This window comes from Arthrobacter sp., assembly GCF_031179985.1.
Lineage (GTDB): Bacteria > Actinomycetota > Actinomycetes > Actinomycetales > Micrococcaceae > Arthrobacter.
This window is the reverse complement of the sequence record NZ_JAPSHJ010000004.1, coordinates 59,648-83,228: the sequence shown is the minus strand read 5'-3', so window position 1 is coordinate 83,228 and position 23,581 is coordinate 59,648. Positions and strand designations below refer to the sequence as shown.

Here is a 23,581-nt window from a genome sequence, read left to right as displayed (position 1 = left end):
TTGCCGAATACCATTGGCCCGGCGTTGGACTGGACCACGTATTGCCGCCATTAGAAGGAAAGGTCTGCATGGATGCTGAAAGTTTCTGGGAATAGCAAACGAACCGCGGATAGAAGATAACGCTGCCGCTGGATCCATCGACTTCGGACCACGAACTAATCTGGCATCCTTCAGCAGCCTGGCTCGGCGCGGCAGATAGCGCCACTGATCCTGTGGAGAGCGCCAGCGCCGCAACAAGAACCACGGCCTTTTTCAGAAGTACTCGTCTCATTAACACCCAGCTCCGTTCGAGGTTGAGGACTGCTTGAAGCTACCGGTATTGGGCTCGACGTAGTCGACCGTAACCCTTGAGCAGTAGCTGCCACCGGCATTTGGCGTCGAAATGGAATGTCCGTAACAGTCACCATCGCTGGCCATATAACAGGAGTTATAGGTGCTGCCGATATTCCAACCGTTGTGATACATGACCACGGTGACGCCAACCGTGATGGGTGGCATAAACCTGCATCTGCCGTATCCGGAGGCAGTTACCGTGGAACTTCCCTGGCTCAAACCTGCACTGGCAAAGCAGTGCGGCTCAAAGAATTGGACAATTGCCTGGTCCGTCTTCTGCACGACCTGCTGGTCAGGCACGTTCACTGCTGCGTTCGCAACGCCGGCGGTCATAAAGCTCGATCCAACCACTAATATCAACAACACAAGTCTGGTCAAATGTTTCAACAGAACCCCAATGTTTATGTGACAAAGTTGTCAACAACAAAGATACATGGATTGCTGGGTCCGATACTGCCTTTGACCGCTTTTCTGTCGTGTCACTACAGCGGCACGCGCACATTCCCAGGGCATTGGCACGCTGAGAACGAGGGAAACGTTCGACGACGGCTGTCTTTTAGGCCAAGAGCCAGATTTTGAGCGCGCGGAGGCACTCGCGGATTGCTTCCGCCTCAACGTGCTCGTTGTCCTTATGAGCCAACAATGGGTTTCCCGGACCGAAGTTCACTGCCGGTATCCCCAGGGCACTAAAGCGGGCGACATCGGTCCAGCCATACTTCGGCTTCGGTTCAGCCCCGACGGCAGCCACGAAGGAGGCAGCAGCGGGGTGTGTCAGCCCCGGGCGGGCTCCGGGTGCCCCGTCCGTGCGGACCACGTCGAAGCCAGACAGCAGCTCTCTAACGTGTGCCTCTGCCTGGTCCAGGGATTTGTCGGGCGCAAAGCGGTAATTGATTTCCACCAAACACCGATCGGGAATGACATTGCCCGCAATGCCGCCATGGATTTTTACCGCGTTCAGGCTCTCTCGGTAGTCCAGAGCATCCACCGTGACTGTTGCAGGCTGATACTGGGCGAGCCTCTCCAGAATGGGCGCTGCGGCATGGATTGCGTTACTGCCCATCCAGGCCCGCGCCGAGTGGGCTGCCTCGCCGATGGTGGTCACTTCGAAGCGGGACGTCCCATTGCAGCCCCCCTCTACGGTTCCATCAGTTGGTTCAAGGAGGATCGCGAAGTCTCCCTCGAGAAGATGGCCGTGGTTCCGTACCAGCCGCCCGAGGCCGCTCTTAGCCTCTTCCACTTCCTCATGGTCATAGAAGACAAAGGTCACGTCCTTGTTGGGCTCAGCGCCGTCGTCAAACATTGACGCGGCGAGGGCCAGTTGCACAGCAACCCCGCCCTTCATGTCCGTGGTGCCGCGCCCGTAGAGAACGCCCTGGCCCGGCGTCCCGGACACCCACGTTGACGGAACAGTCCCCAAGGATCCCTCTGTGATGGGAAGCGGAACAGTATCCAGGTGGCCCGCGAGGATAACGCGCTCAGAACGGCCCAGCTCGGTGCGGGCGATGATTGAATCTCCGTCACGGACCAGCCGGAGCTGGGGAATCTTGAGCAAAGCGGCCTCAACTGCGTCAGCCAAAGCCCTCTCATTGCCGGACACGCTGTTCATATCGATCACGGCCGCTGTGAGGAGCGCAACATCCTGGCGCAGGTTCAAGGGAGCAGGCAAGGACACTGGAGTGGTTTGAGCAGTCACGGTGACAGTCTAGTTCGAGTCCGGTGCCCGGCTCTCGATACACTGGGGCCATGACTGAAACCGTGGCTGATTCCGCCGTGCCCTCTGCCGCCCGTTCCGCCCATGGCTATGGAGTGGCCACCATCTTCACCCGCAACGGTGATTCCACTGTGCTGGACGTCTGGTTCCCCGCACCGGCCTTGGGGGTTGCAGCCGATCATCTCCGTGATGTGGCCAACGCGGATGGTGTCCTGGCGGAGATCGCTGCCGGCGGAACAGACCCGGATCGTGGAACCGAGCAGAAGGTTGTCTTCGTCCAGATTGACCTTGACGAAGCCCCGGCTGACACTGCAGACGCGTATCTCCGGCTGCACCTGCTGTCTCACCGTTTGGTTCAACCGAACACGATCAACCTCGACGGCGTCTTCGGCAAACTGCCGAATGTCGTCTGGACCAACTTCGGACCTGCAGCAGTCGATGGATTCGAACTCACGCGTGCCAAACTCCGCCGGCGTGGCGCCGTGACCGTCTACGGAGTGGACAAGTTCCCGCGCATGGTGGACTACGTTGTCCCCAGTGGTGTGCGCATTGCAGACGCCGACCGGGTGCGCCTGGGTGCCCACCTCGCCGAAGGCACCACTGTTATGCACGAGGGTTTCGTGAACTTCAATGCGGGTACCTTGGGAACCTCGATGGTCGAGGGCCGCATTTCCGCGGGAGTGGTTGCCGGAGACGGCACCGATGTGGGCGGCGGCGCCTCCATCATGGGCACCCTGTCGGGTGGCGGGAAGGAAAAGATTGCCTTGGGCGAGCGGGTCCTCCTGGGTGCCAATTCCGGCGTCGGGATCAGCATCGGCAGCGATTCAGTCGTCGAAGCCGGGCTCTATGTCACAGCAGGAACCCGTGTGCTCGTAGTTGGCCCAAAGAATGCCGACGGCGAGGACACCAGCAAGGTTGTCAAAGCGGTGGAACTTTCCGGAGTCCCCAACCTTCTGTTCCGCCGGAATTCCGCCACAGGCGCAGTAGAGGTACTCCCCCGCAAGGGACAAACTGTCGAGCTCAACGAGGCCCTGCACGCCAACTGAGGCGACAATCCTTAAGAACAGCAGCAACTTCACCCGCACATCACCTGGACCGGCCCTGAAGGGCCTGAGGGAGCATCTTCGTGGCACACAGACGTGGCCGTCGCCGCGCATTAGTGCTGGTGTTGGCACTGGCCCTGGTGGGTGGCGGCAGCTACATCGCCCTGTCCATAGTGCAGCGTTCGGAAAATGTTATCGTCGAACGCTGCACAGCCAGTGCAGGGTCCCAACGCGCCGAACTGGCAACGGACCAGGCCGCAAATGCGGCGTTGATTTCCGGGGAGGCTGTCGAGCGCGGCCTACCGCCACGCGCAGCAACGATTGCCTTGGCTACCGCGATGCAGGAATCCAAGCTGCGCAACATCAGGTATGGAGACGAAGCAGGACCGGACTCCCGGGGCCTGTTCCAGCAGCGGCCCTCCCAAGGCTGGGGAACCGAAGAGCAAGTCATGGATCCGCACTACGCCAGTGGGGCCTTCTACGCTGCCCTGGTCAAGGTCCCGGACTACGAGGCGCTGGAAATTACAGCCGCCGCCCAGCAGGTACAGCGCTCCGCCTATCCCCGCGCGTACGCCCAACATGAGGGCATGGCGAGGGCCTTTGCTTCTGCTTTGACGGGACAGTCCACCGCTGCGCTCGACTGCACCCTTCGTGCCCCGGAAGAAGCAGGCGATCCGCAAGCTGTGCTGGACGAACTGACGGCCACCTTCGGCGACGTTCCCGCGTCCGTGGAAGGTTCCGTCCTGGTGGTCCAGTCCAGTGACAGCCAGGCATGGGCCATTGCCCAGTGGGCTGTAGCCAATGCCAAGTTGCGCTCCCTGACGGCAGTCGACGTCGCGGGGTACAGCTGGCTAAGGGAATCACGGAATGGCTGGCAGCCAAGTGCTGCCGCGAACGGTCAGGTCTCCATCACCTTTGCTGTCCAGGACGCCTCGTAAGCAATCCAGCCGTAGTCAGGCAAGCATCTCCACGACTGGCTGGACGTAGCTCCTGAACGTGTCCGGGTGGGACAAGAGGTCCTGGCTCATCACTATCTTGTCGGGCTCCAGGTACCATGCCCGCGGCTCGTCAAGTGGTAATTCAATAATGGTCAGGTTGAAGTCCCTCGACTCCCTGCCCACCTCCATCAGCCTGTCCTCGACGATGTCGCCCAGAAGCTGGCAGGCGCCGCCCGCCTCCCGCTCGGCTTCCAGGGTGGCGTAGTCGCTCCGGCGTTCACGCGCCCAGCTGAGCGCGCCGCCAAAGTGTGCCTGCAGGACGCGCTGGAGGGCAGGTGAATTGGCGAATGCTTCGAAGGAAGGAGGAGTGAGGTCCGGCGTCATCTGCGGGTGCGATCGCACCAGCTTCTCCCACCACGCCTCCCACTCGGTCTTGAGCGCGCTGATCCCGCCGACATCGGCAGTGAGGTGGTTGTGGTTCGCCCGGTGAACCTTTGGGGCTGCATGCGAAAGGGCAGGCCTGCCGGCACCATCCAGCCCTGCGGCATCCCGTACATAGAGGGCAATGAGCATGGGACCTGAGGTGTCCATGGTGATCTCCCAGGCGGGACCGCCTGTCTGATGCATCCGAATGGCCTCCCTTGATGTTAGATGTCCCCGTCCCAGTGTATTCCCGATACAGGGCGGCGTTAATGGCCTTTGACGGGAGGGGTAAGGGTGTCCAGATGGGACTCCAGGACCTCGTGGCACATCTGTGCCGTCATCCACTCAGGCTGGAGCAGCGCGTGCATACTCAGGCCCTCGAGCATGGCAAGCAAGCGCTCAGCCTCGGTAACGAGGACCTGCCGATCGGCAGCGTCGCCGCTGTCCTGACCGTTCGTACCGCCGGTAGTGCCGCCGTCGATGTCCGACGGCGGCGCAATCAGCTCCATGACCAATTCACCCATAGCGGCAGCAACGGCACGGTGACTCCGGTCAGCCTCGGGAGCCAGAAAGGGCCTGATGCGGGCAGCGTTCTTAAAAGCGAGCCAGACGCAGCTGTCCACAGCCCGCTCCTCATCGAGCGGAAGGATTTGGCCCAGGAGGGTTAATACCGCTGCCCTGTGCTCGCTGGTGCCAGGGGTGCACCCGGCTACCGCCTGAGCTGCTTCATTGAGGCGTCCGGTGATGCGGTCCACGACTACTCCAAACGAATGGATCAGCAACTCCTCGCTGCTTGAGAAATAGTGGCGGACCGAACCCACCGCAAGGCCGGCTTCCTCCGCAACTTCCCTCAGCGATGCGCGCTCAAGGCCATCACTGGCGATAATCCTGAATACTGCTTCCACCACATCTTGCCGCCGGAGGTCGGCATCCACGTATTTGGGCACCAGTCCTATTTAGCACAGATGTGCTGGCACCCGTCGGTGGCGCACCGGCCGGCACCTGTCGTAGCACTTCCGGCCGTTCGGTGGGGGTGAGGCAATTTGGGATAGCGTGGAGCCATGAGAATTCTGGTAACTGGCGGCACCGGCTATATCGGTTCGCACACGGTCCTGTCCCTTCAGGAGGCGGGCCACGATGTTGTGGTCATAGACAATCTGGTGAACTCCAGTGAGGAAGCCTTGCGGCGGGTGTTTGAGCTCAGCGGCAAGCAGGCAGCTTTCCACGAGGTGGATCTGGTGGATGAAGACGCTGTCAACGCCGTCTTCGCCCAAGAGGATGTAGACGCTGTCATCCACTTTGCGGGTCTGAAGGCTGTTGGTGAGTCTGTTCAGGAGCCCCTGAAGTACTACTACAACAACCTGGTGGGAACGCTCAACCTCATCCGTGCCATGGACCGTCACGACGTGCGCTCCATCGTCTTCAGCTCCTCCGCAACTGTCTACGGCGAGCATAACGAGATTCCCTATGTGGAAAAAATGGAAATCGGCGCCAACAACCCGTACGGCCGCACCAAGGAGCAGATCGAGGACATCCTCTCGGACCTCGGAGCCGCTGATGACCGTTGGCACATTGCGCTGCTTCGCTACTTCAACCCTGTCGGCGCCCACCCCTCCGGGCGGATTGGTGAGGACCCGCAGGGCATTCCCAACAACCTGGTGCCGTTCATAGCCCAGGTCGCAGTAGGCCGGCGGGAAAAGCTCATGGTGTTCGGTGGCGACTACGACACCCCGGACGGAACCTGCCTGCGTGACTACATCCACGTCGTCGATCTGGCCGAAGGGCACCTCGCAGCCCTGAACCACATCGCGGAACGGGCCGGAGTTTTCCGGTGGAACCTCGGGTCAGGCAAGGGCTCATCCGTGCTTGAAGTGCTGCGGTCCTTTGAAAAGGCCGTGGGACGGGAAATCCCCTATGAGATCACAGGACGACGGGCCGGGGACCTCCCCGCCTTCTGGGCCGACGCAACTTCAGCCTTGGCCGACCTGAGCTGGTCCACCACCAAAACCATCGACCAGATGTGCGAAGACCACTGGCGCTGGCAAAAGAACAACCCGCAGGGCTACAACTCCTAGCGTCGATTAAAAAGTGCGACGGCGGCCGCTCACCCGTGAAGGTGAGCGGCCGCCGTCGTCGGTGGGAGGGCCCACACCGGCGAGGGACCCGAACCGAGCGTGCGAGGTTCGGGAGCCGGTGGGGACTAGCGGGCCGGGTAGTTGCGCTCGGGCTCGCCGATGTACAGCTGGCGCGGACGGCCAATCTTGGTGTTGGGGTCGTTGATCATTTCACGCCACTGGGCGATCCAGCCGGGCAAACGGCCGATCGCGAACAGCACCGTGAACATTTTCTCGGGGAAGCCCATGGCCTTGTAGATCAGGCCGGTGTAGAAGTCCACGTTCGGGTAGAGCTTGCGCTGAATGAAATAGTCATCGCCAAGCGCCTTCTCTTCGAGGCGCATCGCAATGTCCAGCAGTTCGTCGTTGCCGCCGAGCTTGCTCAGAACTTCGTGCGCCGTAGCCTTGATGATCTTGGCCCGGGGGTCGTAGTTCTTGTAGACACGGTGTCCGAAGCCCATGAGGCGGACGCCGTCTTCCTTGTTCTTGACCTTCTCCATGTAGTCCTCGGGCTTGATGCCTTCGGCCTGGATCTGTTTGAGCATCTTCAGCACAGCTTCGTTGGCGCCGCCGTGGGCAGGGCCGAAGAGCGCGTTGATGCCGGCAGACACCGATGCGAAGAGGTTGGCGTTGGAGGAGCCCACCAGGCGCACCGTGGAGGTGGAGCAGTTCTGTTCGTGGTCTGCATGCAGGATCAGGAGCAGGTCCAGGGCCTTGGCAATGACGGGATCCAGCTCGTACTGCTCAGCCGGAAGTCCAAAGCTCAGCCTCAGGAAGTTCTCCACCAGGTTCATTGAGTTGTCCGGGTACAGCATCGGCTGGCCAATGGACTTCTTGTGCGCATAGGCCGCAATGACCGGGAGCTTGGCCATCAGGCGGATGGTGGAGAGTTCCACCTGCTCTTCGTTGAACGGATCCAAGGAGTCCTGGTAGAAGGTGGAGAGTGCAGACACGGCCGATGACAACACGGGCATCGGGTGGGCGTCACGGGGGAAGCCGCCGAAGAAGCCCTTCAGCTCCTCGTGCAGCAGCGTGTGGCGGCGGATCTTCTGGTCGAACCCGTCCAGCTCGGTAGGCGTGGGCAGGTTGCCGTAAATCAGGAGGTATGAGACCTCGAGGAAGCTTGAGTGCTGGGCAAGCTGCTCGATGGGATAGCCGCGGTACCGCAGGATCCCTGCGTCACCATCGATGTAGGTGATGGCCGACGTCGTAGCGGCGGTGTTCATGAAGCCGGGGTCAAACGTAACGGCTCCGGTCTGCTTGAGCAGTTGGGAAACGTCGTAGCCTTCGTTTCCTTCTACAACCTTGATGCGGGGCAGTTCGAGTTCGCCGCCGGCATGGCGCAGGACTGCGCTGGTGGTCTCAGTACTGGTGGTCTCAGTCATGGAGTCCCCTTCATGAGGCCTCTGGGCCTCTCTAGAAAGCTTGATCCAACATCAGGTGGGACCGTCCGTGGTCGCTGCACAGGCAGGTTTCCAACAGCCGGGCTGCCTTCCTGTAGAAAGCCACCATTGATATTCAGTTAAAAAGTACCGCCCCTGCGCAGGTGGTACTAATCCGATCCTTCCGAAACGGCCTCAAACCCCGCCAGTTGTGGCACGAGTCACATGATTGTTACGGCGCTACGGAGAGTCGCTGAACTGCGGCGTCGATTCTGTCGTCTGCTCCGGTCAGCGCCACCCGGATGAAGCCATGGCCGGCATCGCCGTAGAAAACGCCGGGGCCCACAACAATTCCCCGCTCCGCAAGCCTCCCAACCGTGTCCCATGTGGCCTCCCCGGCAGTGCACCAGAGGTAGAGGCCGGCCTTGGATTGCTGGATCTCCAGGCCGAATTCCTTCAGCGCCGGGACTATCCGCTGCCGACGTGACCGGTAGATGTCTTTTTGTACCTGCACGTGCGAGTCGTCTCCGATCGCCACCCGCATTGCTTCCTGGACGGGATAGGGCACAATCATGCCGGCATGCTTGCGGCTGTTAACCAGGTTGGCCATGATGGCCGAATCGCCGGCAATGAAAGCTGCCCGGTAACCCGCGAGATTCGACTGCTTGCTGAGCGAGTACACGGCCAGCAGACCCTCATTGGAGCCGCCGGAAACCCGCGGATCCAGGATGCTTGGCACGGCTTCCCCACCCAACTGGAGGTCCCATTCATCCCAGCCCAGTTCTGCATAGCATTCGTCGGAGGCAACCACGGCGCCGATCTCCCGGGCCTGGTCAACGATCTTTCGGAGGGAAGCAACGTCCCGGACGCTGCCGGTGGGATTGGCCGGCGAGTTTATCCAGATCAGCCGCACACGGGAACGTGTGGCGGCATCAAGCTCGTCCAGATCGTCCGCTGCGACGTGAACAGCGCCGGCAAAGGTAGCGCCGATGTCATAGGTGGGATAGGCAACAGTAGGACGCACGACGACGTCGCCGGACTTGAGTCCCAGAAGGAAAGGGAGCCAAGCCACGAGTTCTTTGGAGCCAACCGTGGGCATCACATCCCGGGGATCCAGCCCGGGAACGCCACGGCGCCGTTCGAACCAGCCGGAAATCGCTTCCCGCAATCCCTGGGTGCCATGGACGGTGGGGTAGCCGGGTGCGTCTGCAGCGCGGCGGAGGGCGTCCTGGATCAGGGCTGGAGTGCCGTCCACCGGAGTGCCGATGGACAAATTCACCACTCCCCCGGGATGTGCTGCCGCCGTGGCGAGGTAGGGCGCCATGGCTTCCCACGGGTAGTCGGAAAGGCTGAGGCCAAAGCTGCGGAGGGCAGAGGTCACTGGCGCGTCCGCCCTTAGTGGTCTTGGTTCTGCGGCGGCAGGGCGGCGATCATGGGGTGGTCTTTACCGGTGTTGCCGACCTTCGCCGCTCCGCCAGGCGAACCGAGGTCGTCAAAGAACTCGACGTTGGCCTTGTAGTAGTCCGCCCACTCGTCCGGGGTGTCGTCCTCGTAGTAGATGGCCTCAACAGGGCACACCGGTTCGCAGGCGCCACAGTCGACGCACTCGTCGGGGTGGATGTAGAGGGACCGCTCACCCTCGTAGATGCAATCGACGGGGCACTCCTCAATACATGCCTTGTCTTTGACATCTACACACGGTTGCGCGATTACGTACGTCACGTCCCTTTGCCTCTCCACGTTGGTTCCGGCAATCCTGCCAGTTAATGCTCCCGGCGCGCACGCCGGACTTATCGACTTCCGAGCCTATTATCTCCCAGCCTTTGGCGCGAACGTAGCGGAGCGTCATACTGCCGGGGCGATTTACGATGAAGGGGTGACCTCCCCAGTGAAAACGCCCCAGGACTTCCTCGCCGGCACAGCCCCCGGAACGCGGGTTGTGGTCCGGTACAGGATCGAGGGCGGACTCACCGATGCGCTGGGAGACGTCGTTTCGGTCACCGGCGGGGAGTGCACGGTGCGCACCCGACGGACCGACGTCGTCATCCCCCTGGCCCTTGTGGTCGCCGCGAAGGAAGTCCCTCCGGCGCCGCCCCGGCGGGGCGCCCGTTCGCCTGTCTGAGCGCTTCTGCAGCCCCTCAATGGCTGACTACACTAGCCACTATGACTAATGAGGGCGCGCAAGCAGATCTGGCAGCAAGGGAGCGTGCATTAAACTCCCCGCTGCGGTTGCGGATCCTGCGCTTATGCCTTCACCAGTCACGGACCAACAAGGAAATAGCTGAGCTGTTGGACATCAATCCTGCATCGAGCCTTCACCATGTGCGAATCCTTGTGCGGACCGGTCTGCTGCTCACGGAAGAACGCAGGAAAGGCAAGCGCGGAGCCACCGAGGTTCCCTACATCGCCAGCAAGGAATCGTGGCGGACGCCCGTGCCGAATGTATCCCCCATCCTCATAGAGACGTTCCTGCAGGAGACCAAGGGTCTGCCGCCTGCCGACATGGAAGTGTGGCGGCTGGGCGTAAAGTTCAACGCCGCGCGACGGGGCGAAATGATGGCAAAACTGAAGGCCGTTCTCGAGGAATACACCGAACTGCCACCGGACGACGACGGCGAGGCCACCTCCCTGATGATTGCCCACCACCGGGATCCCTCCGCCGACTGAAAACGCCAAAACAAAAAACTGCCGGTACGACGACGGCGGAGCCGCCTGCCGTACCGGCAGTTTCTGGTTTTGCTGCTTGTCTACAGCTTCGCTGTTTACCCCTGGTTGGTTAGACCTTGGCGCGGGCGCGATTGGCCTTGGCGCGCTCATTTGTGTCCAGGATCACCTTGCGGATACGGATGGAATCCGGGGTCACTTCAACGCACTCGTCCTCGCGGGCGAATTCGAGGGATTCTTCGAGGGTCAGGTCGCGCGGCGGCGTCAGGTTCTCGAAGGTGTCGGAGGAAGCGGCACGCATGTTGGTGAGCTTCTTTTCCTTGGTGATGTTCACGTCCATGTCATCGGCGCGGGAGTTCTCGCCGACGATCATTCCTTCGTAAACCTCAGAAGTGGGCTTCACGAAGAAGGAGCCGCGCTCCTGGAGGTTGATCATGGCGAAGGGTGTCACGACGCCTGCACGGTCGGCGATCATCGAACCGTTGGTGCGGTATTCGATGGGGCCAGCCCACGGCTCGTAGCCCTCGGAGATGGAGGCGGCGATGCCGGCGCCACGGGTGTCCGTGAGGAACTTGGTGCGGAAACCGATGAGGCCACGCGCCGGAACAATGAACTCCATGCGGCACCAGCCGGTGCCGTGGTTTGCCATGTTCGTCATCCGGCCCTTGCGGGCTGCCATGAGCTGGGTAACAGCGCCGAGGTATTCTTCGGGCACGTCAATGGTCATGTGTTCCATCGGCTCGTGGATCTTGCCATCGACGGTCCTGGTGACTACCTGGGGCTTGCCGACAGTCAGTTCGAAGCCTTCGCGACGCATCTGCTCCACGAGGATTGCCAGGGCGAGCTCGCCACGGCCCTGGACTTCCCAGGCATCCGGACGCTCGGTGGGGAGCACCTTGATGGAGACGTTACCGATCAGTTCCTTGTCCAGGCGGTCCTTCACCTGGCGGGCCGTGACCTTGGCACCCTTGACCTTGCCGGCCAGCGGCGAGGTGTTGATACCGATCGTCATGGAGATCGCGGGATCATCCACCGTGATCAGCGGCAGCGGCTGCGGGTTCTCGGCGTCAGTGAGTGTCTCACCGATGGTGATTTCCTCGATACCGGCGACGGCGACGATTTCACCGGGGCCTGCGGATTCGGTGGGTACGCGATCCAGGGCCTTGGTGGCCAGGAGTTCTGTGATCTTGACGTTCTTGAGTTCGCCGTTGGCACGTGCCCATGCAACGGTCTGGCCCTTGCGGAGGGTTCCGTTGTAGATACGGAGCAGGGCGAGGCGGCCAAGGAACGGTGAGGCATCCAGGTTGGTGACGTGCGCCTGCAGGACACCGTCCGGGTTGTAGGTCGGTGCCGGGATGTGCTCGATGATGGTCTGGAACAGCGGCTCCAGGTCTTCGTTTTCCGGGGCCGTGCCGTCTGCCGGCTGGTCGAGGGAAGCGCGGCCGACCTTGGCTGCCGCGTAGACAACAGGAACTTCGAGTATCTTGTCCAGGTCCAGGTCCGGCACCTCGTCGGCGAGGTCTGAGGCCAGGCCGAGCAGCAGGTCCATGGACTCGTGAACGACTTCATCGATCCGTGCATCGGGGCGGTCCGTCTTGTTGACGAGCAGGATGACAGGAAGGTGGGCGGCCAGGGCCTTACGCAGCACGAAGCGCGTCTGCGGGAGGGGGCCCTCGGAGGCGTCAACGAGAAGCACGACGCCGTCGACCATGGACAGGCCACGCTCGACCTCGCCGCCGAAGTCAGCGTGCCCCGGGGTGTCGATCACGTTGATGGTGATGGTCTGGCCCTTGGAGGACGGGCCGTTGTAGGCAACCGTCGTGTTCTTGGCGAGGATGGTGATGCCCTTTTCGCGCTCCAGGTCGCCCGAGTCCATGACGCGGTCTTCGAGGTGGTTGTGCTCGGCAAAGGAGTTGGTCTGCTTGAGCATGGCGTCGACCAGGGTGGTCTTGCCGTGGTCAACGTGGGCCACGATCGCGACGTTGCGCAGATCACTGCGCGAAGCAGTGTTTGCGGCGGTTTTGGTGGTGGTTTCAGACATGCGTAATGGCTCGATTCGATGGTGAAGTCAGCTGTAGTATCGCGACATTTCCAATCGGAACGCACGACAGATCAGGCCCTTTGCACAGGGCACCTATAGCAAGTCTAGTCGAACGTGCATTTATTGGCCTAAAAAACGAAAACCAGCCCTTTGGCACCGTGACCAAATCGTGAACAGAGCGTTGCAAACATGAAGCTAAAGTCACTGGATTTTCCTGACTTGATAGCCCATGATGACTGTGTTACTTGCAAGGAAGTCCGGAGACCACCAATGCGAATTGCCATGGCTCTGTACCGCTTCGCCGTGCCGATGGTCGCTTTGGGCCTGATCATGAGTGGTTGCGGACAGCCACCAGCGTCATCTGACACTGCGAGCGCAGCCAGGGCCGGCAGCGCAGCGGAAGCGCCGTCCGGCGCGCAGCCTGGCAAGGCTAAGCCAAACCCGCCACAGCCGAACTCAGCAACGTCCCCTGAGCCCGCAACGACAACGGGGGCAAAGGCAACGACCGCCCCAACAGCAGGGCCAGCGGGAGGGGAAGCAAGCACAGCCCCCGGCCCCGCTGCAACCGGCCGGGCTCTCCCCAATCCGGCTACGTTAGCTCCCGGATCGATGTACCTGAACCCAGCCACTGGCCAAAAAGAGGTCATCGTAGCGGATGTCAAACGCACCGTACTGCTCATAGGCGACTCCCAGGCTGAACCATCCCACTCCTGGCCGCGGGCCGGGCTCGCCGCCGTCGGCTACAAAGTGTTCTTCTGCGGCAGGGGCGGAACCGGTTTTGTAGCAGGCAACGGCCGCTTTGGGAGTTATATCGACGCCCTGGATCGGGGGGAATGGACGTTGCCATATGGTTCGCTGCCCCTGATAGTGATCGAGGGCGGGGGCAATGATGCTGGGCAAGGAGCAACCGATGCACAAATTGCTTCCAACGCTGAGCGCCTGATCTCTGCCTTGAAGCAGCGCTACCCGAATGCGGAAATGGCTATGATCGGCACCTTGGCCAAGGGAACGGAACACGGCGGAGGCCGCCGCACCGAGGTTGACGCACTGCTGGGGACCGTCGCCGCCAAACACGCACTGCCATTCATAAGCGTGGGCGACTGGTTGACGCGCTATGACCTTTCCAGGTACATGGCTGACGGCGTGCACATGGACGCACAGGGGCACAAAGCTCTCGGCCAACTGCTTGCCGGACGTCTGGCCCAACTGCATATTCAGGCCCCCCAGCCAGGCCAGGAGCCGGGTCCGGAGTTTGACTGAGGGCCGGTGTCCCGGCCCTCAGCGGTTACCTGCTACTCGATCCCTGCCAACTGAGCCCTCAATTCCCTTCGCTCGCGCTGCTTCTCAGGATCAGGCAACGGGACGGCGGCGAGAAGCCGCTGGGTGTAGGCCTCCTGCGGGTTGCGAAGAATCTGGTCCCGGCTTCCCTGTTCCACGATCCGTCCACGCTGCATAACGCAGATCCTGTCTGCCAGGACATCCACCACCGCGAGGTCGTGCGTCACGAAGAGACAGGCGAACCCGAGTTCCTTTTGCAGATTCTGGAAAAGCTCCAGAACCTTCGCCTGCACGGAAACGTCGAGGGCCGACGTCGGCTCATCCGCCACCATCAGCCTGGGTTTAAGGGACAGAGCCCTGGCAATGCCCACTCGTTGCTTCTGGCCACCGGACAGCTCATGAGGATACCTGTTGCGGTAGTCCCGGGGCAGTTCCACCTGGTCGAGGAGCGCCTCGATCCGCTTCTGCAAAGCTGACCCCTTGGCCTCCCCCGCAAGGAACATAGGCTCCCCGATGCTCTCGCCAATAGGGAGGCGCGGATTCAAGGAAGACGAAGGATCCTGGAACACCATGCCGATATGGCGCCGCACGTGGTGCAGCTGCTTCCCGTTTTTCTTGGCGGCGGAGATGTCCTCTCCCACCACCCGCATGATTCCCGCCGCGACCGGCAAGAGTCCGACGGCAGCACGGCCTATGGTCGTCTTACCTGAGCCGGACTCCCCCACCAGTCCCACAACCTGGCCCGGATAGATGACCAGGTTGGCCCCCTCCACTGCCCTGAAAGCCGGAACCCGTCCCTGTTTGGGGTATTCGATGGCGACGTCAGTCAGTTCGAGTACGGGATCACCCTTGGGCCCGGCCGCCTCTGCGGCAGCAAGGGCAGCAGCATTCTGGCGTTCCCTGCGGACAAGTTCCTCAGGATTGACGGATGTGAGCTCCGCTTGTGTAGCGGCGGCCAAAGCGGCCGTGACGTCCACTTCGAGGTCGGAATCCGCACCTTGCCCCAAATGCGGAACCGCGGCAAGAAGCGCCTGCGTGTAGGGATGCTGTGGGTTGCTGAAGATCTGTTCCGCGGATCCTGTTTCAACAATGAGGCCTTTTCGCATCACTGCGATTCTGTCTGCCAGGTCGGCAACCACACCCATGTCGTGGGTAATGAGGACGATGGCGCTGTCCAGCTTGTTGCGCAGGTTCCTCATGAGATCGAGGATCTCGGCCTGGACCGTAACGTCCAGGGCTGTTGTGGGCTCGTCAGCAATCAGCAGCTTCGGATCGCAGGACAGTGACTGAGCGATCATGGCACGCTGCCGTTGCCCGCCGGAAAGCTGGTGCGGATACGACTTGTAAGCCTTTTCCGGATCAGGCAATTCCACGAGATCCAACATGTGCAGGGCCCGCTCTTTGGCCTCGTCCGGCGACATCTGATTGTGGAGCCGGAGTGTCTCCACAATCTGTGCACCCACGGTGTAAACGGGGTTCAGCGCCGTCATGGGCTCCTGGAAAATCACCGCAACGTCCCGGCCACGGATTCGTCGAAGATTGCTTTCATCGGCTCCGAGCAAGTCCATCCCGGCGAGCTTGACGCTGCCAGTCACCCTGCTGTTGCTGGGAAGGAGGCCGAGCAGCGCCATTGAGCTGGCGCTCTTGCCGGAGCCCGACTCTCCGACGATTGCCAGGACTTCTCCAGCACGCACCTCGTAGTTCAGGCCGATCGCCGCAGGCACCCACTGCTTGTCTACTCCGAAGTCGACACTGAGGTCACGCACCTCAAGGACAACAGGGCTCTTGGCGGATACCTGGCCCGTCGCAGCGGCGGGATTGGGGCTGAGGTTATCAGTCATGGTTTGGGTTTCCTTTCACCGGAGCCACTGAATGAAGGGTAATTGGTTCCGTGGCCCGGAATCCTGAATTATTGGAGGCATGAGTCCCTTGCCCAACGCCGAAAATGTCGAAGTCTTCCAACCTGGCATCAGCCGGCTGTTCGCCTGGGCCTGCTGGGCTGTAGCGGTTTTCGGCATAGTGGTTTCCGTGCTGAGCGGGGGAACGGCGGCTCTGGCCGGCATTCTTCCCCTGCTCTTTGTGGCCTACCTTGGCTGGCTGCTGTTCTGGCGTCCCGCCGTCATTGTCAGCGACACCGGAGTGACCCTCGAGAATCCGTTCCGGGTAGTAGAGGTCCCCTGGGAGGCCTTGGTTGACGTCGACACGCGCTACTCCCTCACCTTGATCACACCACGTGGAAAGTACTCGGCCTGGGCTGCGCCGGCGCCGGGGATCTGGGGAGCCCGCAACGCGCACCCTGGCCATCTCCGCGGACTTCCGGAATCGAGCTATGGGCCAGGCAACTCGGTACGTCCCGGGGACCTCAAAAGCACTGATTCCGGCGCCGCAGCCCAGATAGTCAGGGGACGCTGGCAGCAGCTCCTGGAGAGCGGCAGTGTGGAGTCCGGGCGAGCCGAAAAAACACCGGTGCGTTCCGCCGTCGTCTGGTCGCGCATAGGGGTGGCGGTGATCCTCGCCGGTGCCGGTTATGGCGCGATCCTCCTGTTCTAGCAGGTCTCCAAGGGCTGCCACTCAGGCGCCTTTCGCAGTGTCGGCCGCCGTCACCGGAGCTGCGCCAGGACCCGAACTCACGGCCTTCTTCGCATTGAACTTCTTCTGCCGGGGGTCGAAAGCGTCCCTTAGCCCGTCGCCGATGAAATTGATGCAAAGGCAAATGGCGACAATGAAGAGGCCTGGCCACCAGAAAAGCCATGGGCGCGTGGAGAACGCTTCTTGATTCTGCGAGATGAGCAGGCCCAGGGACGTGTCCGGCGACTTCACGCCCACCCCAAGGTAGCTGAGTGAAGTTTCCAGCAGGATTGCCGAGGACATGGTGAGCGTGACGTTGACGATCACCACGCCAATCGCGTTGGGAAGGATGTGCTTGAAGATGATCCGTGCGTTGCTTGATCCGGAGATCCTGGCAGCGTCTACGAACTCACGTTCGCGCAGGGACAGGAATTCGCCGCGGACCAGTCGCGCCAAGCCCACCCAGACCACAAAACCCAGGAACACTCCAAGCACCACGGTCCCGTTATCCACCGCGAATGCCGAGAACCAGCTCCCCGAATCGCGACGGCCGGCGATCTGCGATACCACAGCGGCCAGCAGCAGGGCCGGGACGATGATAATGATATCGGTGATGCGCATCAGCACTGCTTCCAACCAACCGCGGAAGTAGCCGGAAAGAGCGCCCACAACAACTCCGATCAGGCCTGCGATCAGCCCGATGATGAACATCACGGTGATCGATTGCTGTGCGCCACGCATCGTCATGGCAAAGAGGTCCCTGCCGATACGGTCCTGGCCAAAGGGGTGTTCACCAATGGACGTTAGTGTGAGGGTGGGAGCGCCGTCATTGATCAGCGGTGCGACATCGACATGGTTGTACTTCCACCAGCCGGGAATCCCTGCCCAGCCCACCGAGGTGAAGGCAAGAAGGAAGATGAAGGCAAAGGCAACTAGCCCCATGAGGGCACCTGTATGCCCAAAGAAGCGCTTGCGGACGATCTGGCCCTGGCTGAGGCCTTTCGCCTCGCGGATGTCTTCGATGCCGGCAATCGGCTCCTCGACCTCCGCGGTGCGCTCCGCCAGGATTTCATTCTGCTGGGATGGCTGAGTCATATTATTTCACCCTTACACGCGGGTCGAGTGCTGAATAGGCCAAGTCAGCGACGAGGTTGAACACGAGGGCTGTAACGGCTGTGCAAAGGAACACGCCCATCACCGGGTTGGGATCTACGTGGTCGAGGCCATCGAAAAACAGGGTTCCCATGCCCTGTACGGAAAACACACGCTCCGTGATTACTGCACCGCCAATGAGCGCACCGATGTCGAAGGCAACGACTGTGGCGATGGGGATGAGCGCATTGCGGAAGGCGTGACGCATCACCACTGAACGCTCCGTCGCACCCTTCGCCCGCGCGGTGCGAATGTAGTCCATGTTCATCACTTCAAGCATGGAAGAGCGCGTGAAGCGCGTGTAGCTCGCAAGGGAGATGAGGATCAGGGCAACGGTAGGCAGGATCAGGTGGGTGAAGGAGTCCAGGGTGGAAACCCAATAATCGCCCTCGAGGTTCGGTGTACTTGCTCCGATTGTCGCGATAGGCCGGCCCCGGATCTTCCCGTTGTTGAAATAGGAAGGCCACGCCTGCATAAAGCGGTCCAGGACGATCAGTCCGCCGACGAGGAAGGCGGTGATTGCGCCGACCCGCATGCCCTGACCGCGGTCATAACCTCCCCAAAGCCAGCCGACTCCGACGCCTACGAGGACCGCCACGACCGCAAGGATGAAGATCATCAGCGGCGTAGCCACGTTAAGCAACCCTTGGATCGGGAAGTACAAGACGATGCCGATTCCCACAGCAGTGAGCCCGGAATAGAGGGCTTTCTTGTTCTGCAGGCCCGAGACCAGGACGGTAATGGCGAAAGCCAGCCCCACACCCGCCAACAGGATGACAACGATCCCAAGCCCTGGAGTCGTAAACCAACGGGTGACGGACGCGACCAGGAGGAGTGCTGCGACGAAGCCGAAGCCCACCGCGCCGACCGTCAGCCTGCGTTTGAGGTCGCCTCCGGCAGCGACCGCGAGGACCAGGCCTGCGGCAATGCCGATCCCGGCGGCTATATACCAGGGGATATCCGGATTCCGAAGAAAGTCATTGAAGCCGATAGCGCCGTATTCCTTGAGGAGGACGGCGATCCAGAAGATCGGCAGGGAGAAAAACAGGAAGGCCATGAACGTGACGCCGTAGTCCAAGGTGCTGTACTGGCGCAGGGCTGTCACGATGCCGAGTGCGACGCCGATCAGGATGGCCAGCACGGTGGCAGCGGTAACGAGCGAGAGGGTCTGGACCAGCGCCAGGCCTAACGCTTCAGTGACCGGCTGTCCTGTGACGTTACGGCCAAGGTCGCAGTTGCCGGCGAAGGGAACCAGGCATTGTGCTGCTCCGCCGAGCCACTTGAAGTAGCGGATGGGCGCCGGTGTGTTCAGATCCAGGAGGTTAATGCGTGCCTCGATGAGCTGATCACGGTTGGGGGTGTTGAGGGCTCGGAGCTCTCCAAGGGGGTCACCGGAGATTGCCGTCAGGATGTAGACGACGAAAGAAGCGCCGAGCAGGATGAACGCGGCTGTGATGAGCCGCCGGACGATATACGTCACCATTGGGGGTACCTCGGATCGGAAGATGCAACGGATAACACAGACAGGAGCGCTGGGACCCACTTACCCGATCCCAACGCTCCTCCCTGCATGAGAAATCGATCAGACTACTTGACCGACCACTCCCACATGTTCCACCAGACGCCTGTCAGGTTCGGCATGTACTGCACGCCGGTGACCTTGTCGCTGTGGGCATCCACGCCGATCGCTTGGAACAGCGGCAGTCCGTAGCTGCTCTTCCAGATCAGCTCATCGATCTTCACCTGGAGCTCATCCTGCTTTGCCTTATCAGTGGTGACCACGAGCTCGTCCATCAACTTGTCTGCCTCAGGGCTGGAGAACGTGTTGAAGTTGCTGCCAGCTCCGGTCTTGAAGATCTGCGGCACACCGGTCACGCCGACGCCCGAGTTGATCCAGCCGAAGATCGAAGCGTCGTAGCTGCCGTCGCCCAGGGCCTTGCTCCACTGGTCCTTAGGGAGACCGGCGTCGACGATCTTGAAGCCGGCCTTCTCAGCGGATTCACGGATCAACGAGAACGCATCCACGCGGTTCGGGTTGTCCTTGTTGTACATGATGCGGACTTCCGGGGTCTTACCAGCGAGCAGGCTCTTCGCCTTGTCGATGTCTACATCTGCGTAGTCCGCAGAGCCGTTGGACTTCACGGTCTCCTCATAGGAGGCCTGGGCCGGAACGAAGAGCTGGGAATCGAGAGGGCTGGCCTCGGGATCGAGCTTTCTGACGATCTTGTCCACGATGTCCTTGCGGGGCACGGTCAGCATGAATGCTGTACGCACGTCCTGCTCTGCGAAAACTCCTGTGAAGTTAAGGTCGAGGTGATCGTAAGAGAGCTGCTTGTCCGTCTGGACGGTGACGCCGGGAAGGGCCTTGAGCTGTTCAAGCGTATCGGCGGAAGCCTGCGGGGCAATGATGTCCGCCTCGCCGTTCTTGAGCGCTTGGACCTGGGCCGGTGCTTCACCGATGTAGCGGACGACAACCTCGTCAATGTTCGGAATCGGACCCCAGTTGTAGTCCTTGTTCCGCACGAGGGTCATTGACTGGTCCGGAACCATGTCTTTGACGATGAACGGACCGTTGGAGAGGTAGAGGCTCGAGTCTGCAGGCAATGAAGCGGCGTCAAAGCCCGTGTTCCAGGAATCGGCTACCTTCTTAAGAGTTGCCGCATCTCCCGAAGCCGCTCCACGCGGGATGGACTTGAGGAGATCCACCAGGGCATCAGCATCAGCCAGTCCGGCCTGCTTTGCAACTACGTGCGCCGGTACGTCAATGCCACCGTTTCCGGCAGTGCCGAAGGCCAACTCCCAGTCGGCGAAGGGCTTGGAGTACTTGAGCGTGATCGTTCGCCCGTCATCACCGATTTCTGGGAAATCCGTGAGGTTCAGACCCGATGTATCGGCAGCAGTGGTGAAGTACGTTGTTGCATCGCTGTCATAGTAAGCGGACCCCGACGCCCAGGAGAGGATCATGTCTGCAGCGCTGACCTGCGCGCCATCAGACCACTTAACGCCCTCCTTGATGGTGTACTTCACCGTCAAGGGATCGTCGGATGTCTTCTCGTATGTACCGAACTTGTCATTCTTGACAATGTTCAGCTTGTTGTCGATATAGATGAAGTTCGAGTGGGTGGCATAGCCGATGCGGCCGTTGATATCCACGTTGTTGTCCGCCGTGCCCGGGTTGAACGAGGTGAAGCCGTTCACCTCCGCCACGGTCACGGTACCGCCGGTCTTCGCGCTAGGCTCTGGCGTCGAATTGCCGCCGCCACCCTGCGTTGCGCAGGCGCTCAGTGCGAGCGCTGCAGCAGCCGCAAGGCCAACTGCTTTGGAAATACGTCCGAAACGCATTCCGCCTCCTATGTTTTCGGTCTGGAAAAAGACCGTCACAATCCCAGCCGGGCTTGTGCCGTGTCTCACATGAGAAGAAGCCTAGACCCGAAAGGATCGCCAGCGGCACGAAAGTTACCTCTTAGTAAAGTTTGTTATCGAGATGCAATCAAGGGCAGTTTCCCCCTGTTTTTGGCCCCCTCCGCGCAACATGCCCGTTACTTGTCCGGAACAATCCTCAATCACAATGAAAGCCCCGATCCAACGGAGTCGCGGCTTCTGTTGTTAATCCTCAATCACTGAAATCCGCGATTTGGAGGAGACGCGGCGGACGGATCGGCCTCCGTTCAGCCCTCCTGCATGTGCCGTTTTTGGTCGACTTCCTGAAGTCGGGCCGCTTCGGGCCAAGGGCCTCCAAGCTTCGCCGGAGGCGTCTCGAACTGCACAAGAGGCCCAAGCCACTAGGGGCAGGCCGCAGTCCCCGTTGCGACACACGCAGGGCCCTGGCGCATCTGCTTCGGGGAGTATTCTTCCAGGCTTCAGGTCCGTCGAGGGTGCCCGTTTCGATCTCCTCCGTCGCGGACAAACACGAGGGTATGCTTCTGCGGATGAGGGGTATGCGGAGTTGACCACGCCGTCTGGAGATTCATCCTCCCGGCGAGCCCTGGCCGGGCAGCCACCCCACGCCGGGGCCACGGCTGCCTTCGTCATCCTGCTGCGGCTGACTTATCTCCTCCCGTTCGGGATACTTGCCGCAGTTGCCACCATTACTTCCGTAAACAAGGCGAGCTGGGATGACGCCTGGGCCACCGTCATGTTGGTAGGCATCGTGACCGCCTACTCGGCGGCCTTCGCTGCCCTGACGCTGCTGCTCCGCCGGAACTAACAATTCGCCGCCACGTTCGGACAGACATCAAAGATCGATACCGTTGTTGTTTTGAGCAGCGGGGTTGCACACCATTGAAGAGTGGGAAAGAAGGACAAGCGGCACCGGTTTGCGTTTGCCCTCTGCCTGTTGATCCCTCTCAGCGGAACGGCGGGGTGCGTCTATGAATACTCCGAGCCCACACGCACGCCAACAGCTGACCCAACCTCGGTAACAGGGGCCCCGAAGCCCTACCGGGATCCGCAGGTTCTGGAACAGGAGGCTAAGAACTACGCTCACTTGGAACGGCTCCTGGAGGATGCGCCGGAGCCAGTCCTCCTTTCCGACGTGGGGCCACTGGACGGCCCTCTCAGGGGATTTGGCGAAACTGAAAAAGTGCCGGCAGCCGGGCGTTATACCGTCACCGCAGCCTGTGTTGGTGCTTCCGAGGCGAACGTAGCAGTAGGACAGGAGCATCCCGGCGCCCCTTTTCGACCGATGGAACTCGCGCTGAATTGCACCGGGGCCGCTTCGCAGGCCATTGCACTTCAGGAGGGGTACGTTTTCGCGCATCTGGCCCTGCCCGCCCCGGGCGACACGCCATGGACGGGAGCGGTCGGCGGTGTGCGAGTGAGCGGCCCGATTGAAGCGTTTCCCCCGTATGATTCACGCTAGTGCCTGCGTGTCGCCGTCGCCGGGCCGTCTTCGCCAACTGGTGCCGCTACCGAAGCTAGTAGGCTCTGGTTCGTGATTGCTCAAGTCTCAGGAGAAGGTCTTCCGCTCGTCGCCATCCACGGATTCGGGGTCGATCACCGAATCATGCTCCCGCTGGAGGACATCGTCGATGGTTCCGGTTGGCAGCGCGTCTATATTGACCTCCCTTGGGCTGAAGGGCACGCTGACATTCGTGCGTCCAGCGCAAACCAGGTCGCACAGGGGGCTCTTGTCGACATCCTGGAATATCTAGGGACCCAACCGTTCGCCGTTATTGGCAGTTCCTACGGTGGCATGATCGCCCGGTACATCGCCCACGAGCTCCGGGATCAGGTCCTTGGCTTGGCTACTCTTGCGGGGGTGTTCGAACCAGTCCATCAGGCACGCACCCTTCCCCTTCGGCAGGTTGTCCGAAACGATCCCTCCATCCTGGCCATGGCCGGTCAGGTGAGGGAAGCCTACGAGGAGATGACTGTCGTTCAGAGCGAGGCCACGCTCAATGCATTCGTCCGGTACGCACTTCCCGGCCTTCGCGGCGCGAACCAAAACGTTCTGGAACTGGTGGCGGCGGACTACGCACTCCCCGTCGAACCGGAGGTCGCTCACCCTGCTCCGTTTGAAGCGCCTTCTTTGCATCTATTCGGGCGTCAGGACCACGTAACTGGATATGAGGACGGGTGGAAACTCAGGGACCACTATGTCCGTGGCACCTATGCGGTGCTCGACTCCGCGGGCCACAATGCTCATCTTGAACGCCCGGACCTCACCGCAGCCTTGTTGAAGGATTGGCTGCTGCGGTCCCGTACGTCTGCCAGGTGAGGAGGGATCTATATGCGCCGTTTCAAGCCGACGTGGGCGGTCCGATATCCGAGCCGGGTGTAGAAGGCTCGAGCCCGCTCCCGTGCTTCGTCCGTGGTCACTTGTGCGAGTTGCGCCCCACGCGCACGCCCAAAATCGTGGGCCCACTCAAGCATCGCGGTCCCCAAGCCACGTGAACGTTCCGTGGCCGCAACCCGCAGTCCCTCGATTTGCAG

General features: G+C 61.2%; 23 protein-coding genes. 11 read left to right on the top strand and 12 right to left on the bottom strand.

The window, feature by feature from the left end:
- The first annotated feature begins 463 nt into the window (after positions 1–463).
- A complete protein-coding gene (locus RIN13_RS03315) occupies positions 464–742 on the top strand; it encodes a hypothetical protein (protein ID WP_309105911.1) in 279 nt (92 codons plus the stop codon).
- A 147-nt stretch (positions 743–889) separates the two neighbouring features.
- On the opposite strand, the gene dapE is transcribed toward RIN13_RS03315, so the two are convergent.
- The gene (dapE, locus tag RIN13_RS03310) at positions 890–2,026 is read right to left on the bottom strand and encodes a succinyl-diaminopimelate desuccinylase (protein WP_309105910.1); all 1,137 of its coding nucleotides are present in this window, start codon (positions 2,024–2,026) and stop codon (positions 890–892) included.
- Between the two features lie 50 nt (positions 2,027–2,076).
- Between dapE and dapD the strand changes: the two genes are divergently transcribed.
- Together dapD and RIN13_RS03300 are read left to right on the top strand one after the other, a co-directional pair.
- Positions 2,077–3,090: a 2,3,4,5-tetrahydropyridine-2,6-dicarboxylate N-succinyltransferase gene (gene dapD, locus RIN13_RS03305; protein WP_309105909.1), complete on the top strand. Its 1,014-nt coding sequence runs from the start codon at positions 2,077–2,079 to the stop codon at positions 3,088–3,090.
- An 80-nt stretch (positions 3,091–3,170) separates the two neighbouring features.
- Positions 3,171–4,025, top strand: a complete 855-nt coding sequence (locus tag RIN13_RS03300) for a hypothetical protein (RefSeq protein ID WP_309105908.1) — start codon at positions 3,171–3,173, stop codon at positions 4,023–4,025.
- A 15-nt stretch (positions 4,026–4,040) separates the two neighbouring features.
- Here the strand turns inward: RIN13_RS03300 and RIN13_RS03295 are convergent, their stop codons facing one another.
- Entirely contained in the window at positions 4,041–4,652 is a 612-nt protein-coding gene (locus RIN13_RS03295; protein ID WP_309105907.1) for a hypothetical protein, read from the bottom strand.
- Between the two features lie 62 nt (positions 4,653–4,714).
- The gene (locus tag RIN13_RS03290) at positions 4,715–5,395 is read right to left on the bottom strand and encodes a TetR family transcriptional regulator C-terminal domain-containing protein (RefSeq protein ID WP_309105906.1); all 681 of its coding nucleotides are present in this window, start codon (positions 5,393–5,395) and stop codon (positions 4,715–4,717) included.
- A 114-nt stretch (positions 5,396–5,509) separates the two neighbouring features.
- On the opposite strand from RIN13_RS03290, the gene galE reads away from it, so the two are divergent.
- The gene (gene galE, locus RIN13_RS03285; RefSeq protein WP_309105905.1) at positions 5,510–6,523 is read left to right on the top strand and encodes a UDP-glucose 4-epimerase GalE; all 1,014 of its coding nucleotides are present in this window, start codon (positions 5,510–5,512) and stop codon (positions 6,521–6,523) included.
- 125 nt (positions 6,524–6,648) lie between these two features.
- Here the strand turns inward: galE and RIN13_RS03280 are convergent, their stop codons facing one another.
- The 3 genes from RIN13_RS03280 to fdxA form a co-directional block, all read right to left on the bottom strand.
- Complete coding sequence (locus RIN13_RS03280) at positions 6,649–7,947, bottom strand: citrate synthase (RefSeq protein WP_309105904.1); 1,299 nt, start codon at positions 7,945–7,947, stop codon at positions 6,649–6,651.
- A 229-nt stretch (positions 7,948–8,176) separates the two neighbouring features.
- Entirely contained in the window at positions 8,177–9,325 is a 1,149-nt protein-coding gene (gene dapC / locus RIN13_RS03275) for a succinyldiaminopimelate transaminase (RefSeq protein WP_309105903.1), read from the bottom strand.
- A 14-nt stretch (positions 9,326–9,339) separates the two neighbouring features.
- Positions 9,340–9,666: a ferredoxin gene (fdxA, locus tag RIN13_RS03270; protein WP_050685972.1), complete on the bottom strand. Its 327-nt coding sequence runs from the start codon at positions 9,664–9,666 to the stop codon at positions 9,340–9,342.
- Between the two features lie 154 nt (positions 9,667–9,820).
- On the opposite strand from fdxA, the gene RIN13_RS03265 reads away from it, so the two are divergent.
- Entirely contained in the window at positions 9,821–10,066 is a 246-nt protein-coding gene (locus RIN13_RS03265; protein ID WP_309105902.1) for a hypothetical protein, read from the top strand.
- Positions 10,067–10,107: 41 nt separating this feature from the next.
- The gene (locus tag RIN13_RS03260) at positions 10,108–10,611 is read left to right on the top strand and encodes a helix-turn-helix domain-containing protein (protein WP_309105901.1); all 504 of its coding nucleotides are present in this window, start codon (positions 10,108–10,110) and stop codon (positions 10,609–10,611) included.
- A gap of 109 nt (positions 10,612–10,720) precedes the next feature.
- Here RIN13_RS03260 and typA read toward each other — a convergent pair whose 3' ends face one another.
- On the bottom strand, positions 10,721–12,649 hold the full coding sequence (gene typA, locus RIN13_RS03255; protein WP_309105900.1) for a translational GTPase TypA: 1,929 nt from the start codon (positions 12,647–12,649) through the stop codon (positions 10,721–10,723).
- A 609-nt stretch (positions 12,650–13,258) separates the two neighbouring features.
- On the opposite strand from typA, the gene RIN13_RS03250 reads away from it, so the two are divergent.
- Positions 13,259–13,909, top strand: coding sequence for an SGNH/GDSL hydrolase family protein (locus RIN13_RS03250; RefSeq protein WP_309105899.1), 651 nt, complete (start codon positions 13,259–13,261; stop codon positions 13,907–13,909).
- Between the two features lie 32 nt (positions 13,910–13,941).
- Here the strand turns inward: RIN13_RS03250 and RIN13_RS03245 are convergent, their stop codons facing one another.
- Positions 13,942–15,768: an ABC transporter ATP-binding protein gene (locus RIN13_RS03245; RefSeq protein WP_309105898.1), complete on the bottom strand. Its 1,827-nt coding sequence runs from the start codon at positions 15,766–15,768 to the stop codon at positions 13,942–13,944.
- A gap of 79 nt (positions 15,769–15,847) precedes the next feature.
- Here RIN13_RS03245 and RIN13_RS03240 point away from each other — a divergent pair, with 79 nt between their 5' ends.
- Complete coding sequence (locus tag RIN13_RS03240) at positions 15,848–16,477, top strand: PH domain-containing protein (protein ID WP_309105897.1); 630 nt, start codon at positions 15,848–15,850, stop codon at positions 16,475–16,477.
- A 21-nt stretch (positions 16,478–16,498) separates the two neighbouring features.
- Here the strand turns inward: RIN13_RS03240 and RIN13_RS03235 are convergent, their stop codons facing one another.
- The 3 genes from RIN13_RS03235 to RIN13_RS03225 all read right to left on the bottom strand — a co-directional run bounded on the left by RIN13_RS03235 (position 16,499) and on the right by RIN13_RS03225 (position 20,989).
- A complete protein-coding gene (locus RIN13_RS03235; RefSeq protein WP_309105896.1) occupies positions 16,499–17,590 on the bottom strand; it encodes an ABC transporter permease in 1,092 nt (363 codons plus the stop codon).
- Between the two features lies 1 nt (position 17,591).
- On the bottom strand, positions 17,592–19,130 hold the full coding sequence (locus RIN13_RS03230; RefSeq protein WP_309105895.1) for an ABC transporter permease: 1,539 nt from the start codon (positions 19,128–19,130) through the stop codon (positions 17,592–17,594).
- A gap of 104 nt (positions 19,131–19,234) precedes the next feature.
- On the bottom strand, positions 19,235–20,989 hold the full coding sequence (locus RIN13_RS03225) for an ABC transporter family substrate-binding protein (protein WP_309105894.1): 1,755 nt from the start codon (positions 20,987–20,989) through the stop codon (positions 19,235–19,237).
- A gap of 604 nt (positions 20,990–21,593) precedes the next feature.
- Between RIN13_RS03225 and RIN13_RS03220 the strand changes: the two genes are divergently transcribed.
- From RIN13_RS03220 to RIN13_RS03210, 3 genes are all read left to right on the top strand, one after another.
- Positions 21,594–21,854, top strand: coding sequence for a hypothetical protein (locus tag RIN13_RS03220; RefSeq protein WP_309105893.1), 261 nt, complete (start codon positions 21,594–21,596; stop codon positions 21,852–21,854).
- A gap of 81 nt (positions 21,855–21,935) precedes the next feature.
- Positions 21,936–22,508 carry a hypothetical protein gene (locus RIN13_RS03215; RefSeq protein WP_309105892.1) on the top strand — a complete coding sequence of 191 codons (573 nt, stop codon included), beginning with the start codon at positions 21,936–21,938 and terminating at the stop codon, positions 22,506–22,508.
- A gap of 72 nt (positions 22,509–22,580) precedes the next feature.
- Positions 22,581–23,366: an alpha/beta hydrolase gene (locus tag RIN13_RS03210; protein WP_309105891.1), complete on the top strand. Its 786-nt coding sequence runs from the start codon at positions 22,581–22,583 to the stop codon at positions 23,364–23,366.
- 8 nt (positions 23,367–23,374) lie between these two features.
- On the opposite strand, the gene RIN13_RS03205 is transcribed toward RIN13_RS03210, so the two are convergent.
- A partial coding sequence (locus RIN13_RS03205; protein WP_309105890.1) for a GNAT family N-acetyltransferase occupies positions 23,375–23,581 on the bottom strand: 207 nt, incomplete at its 5' end.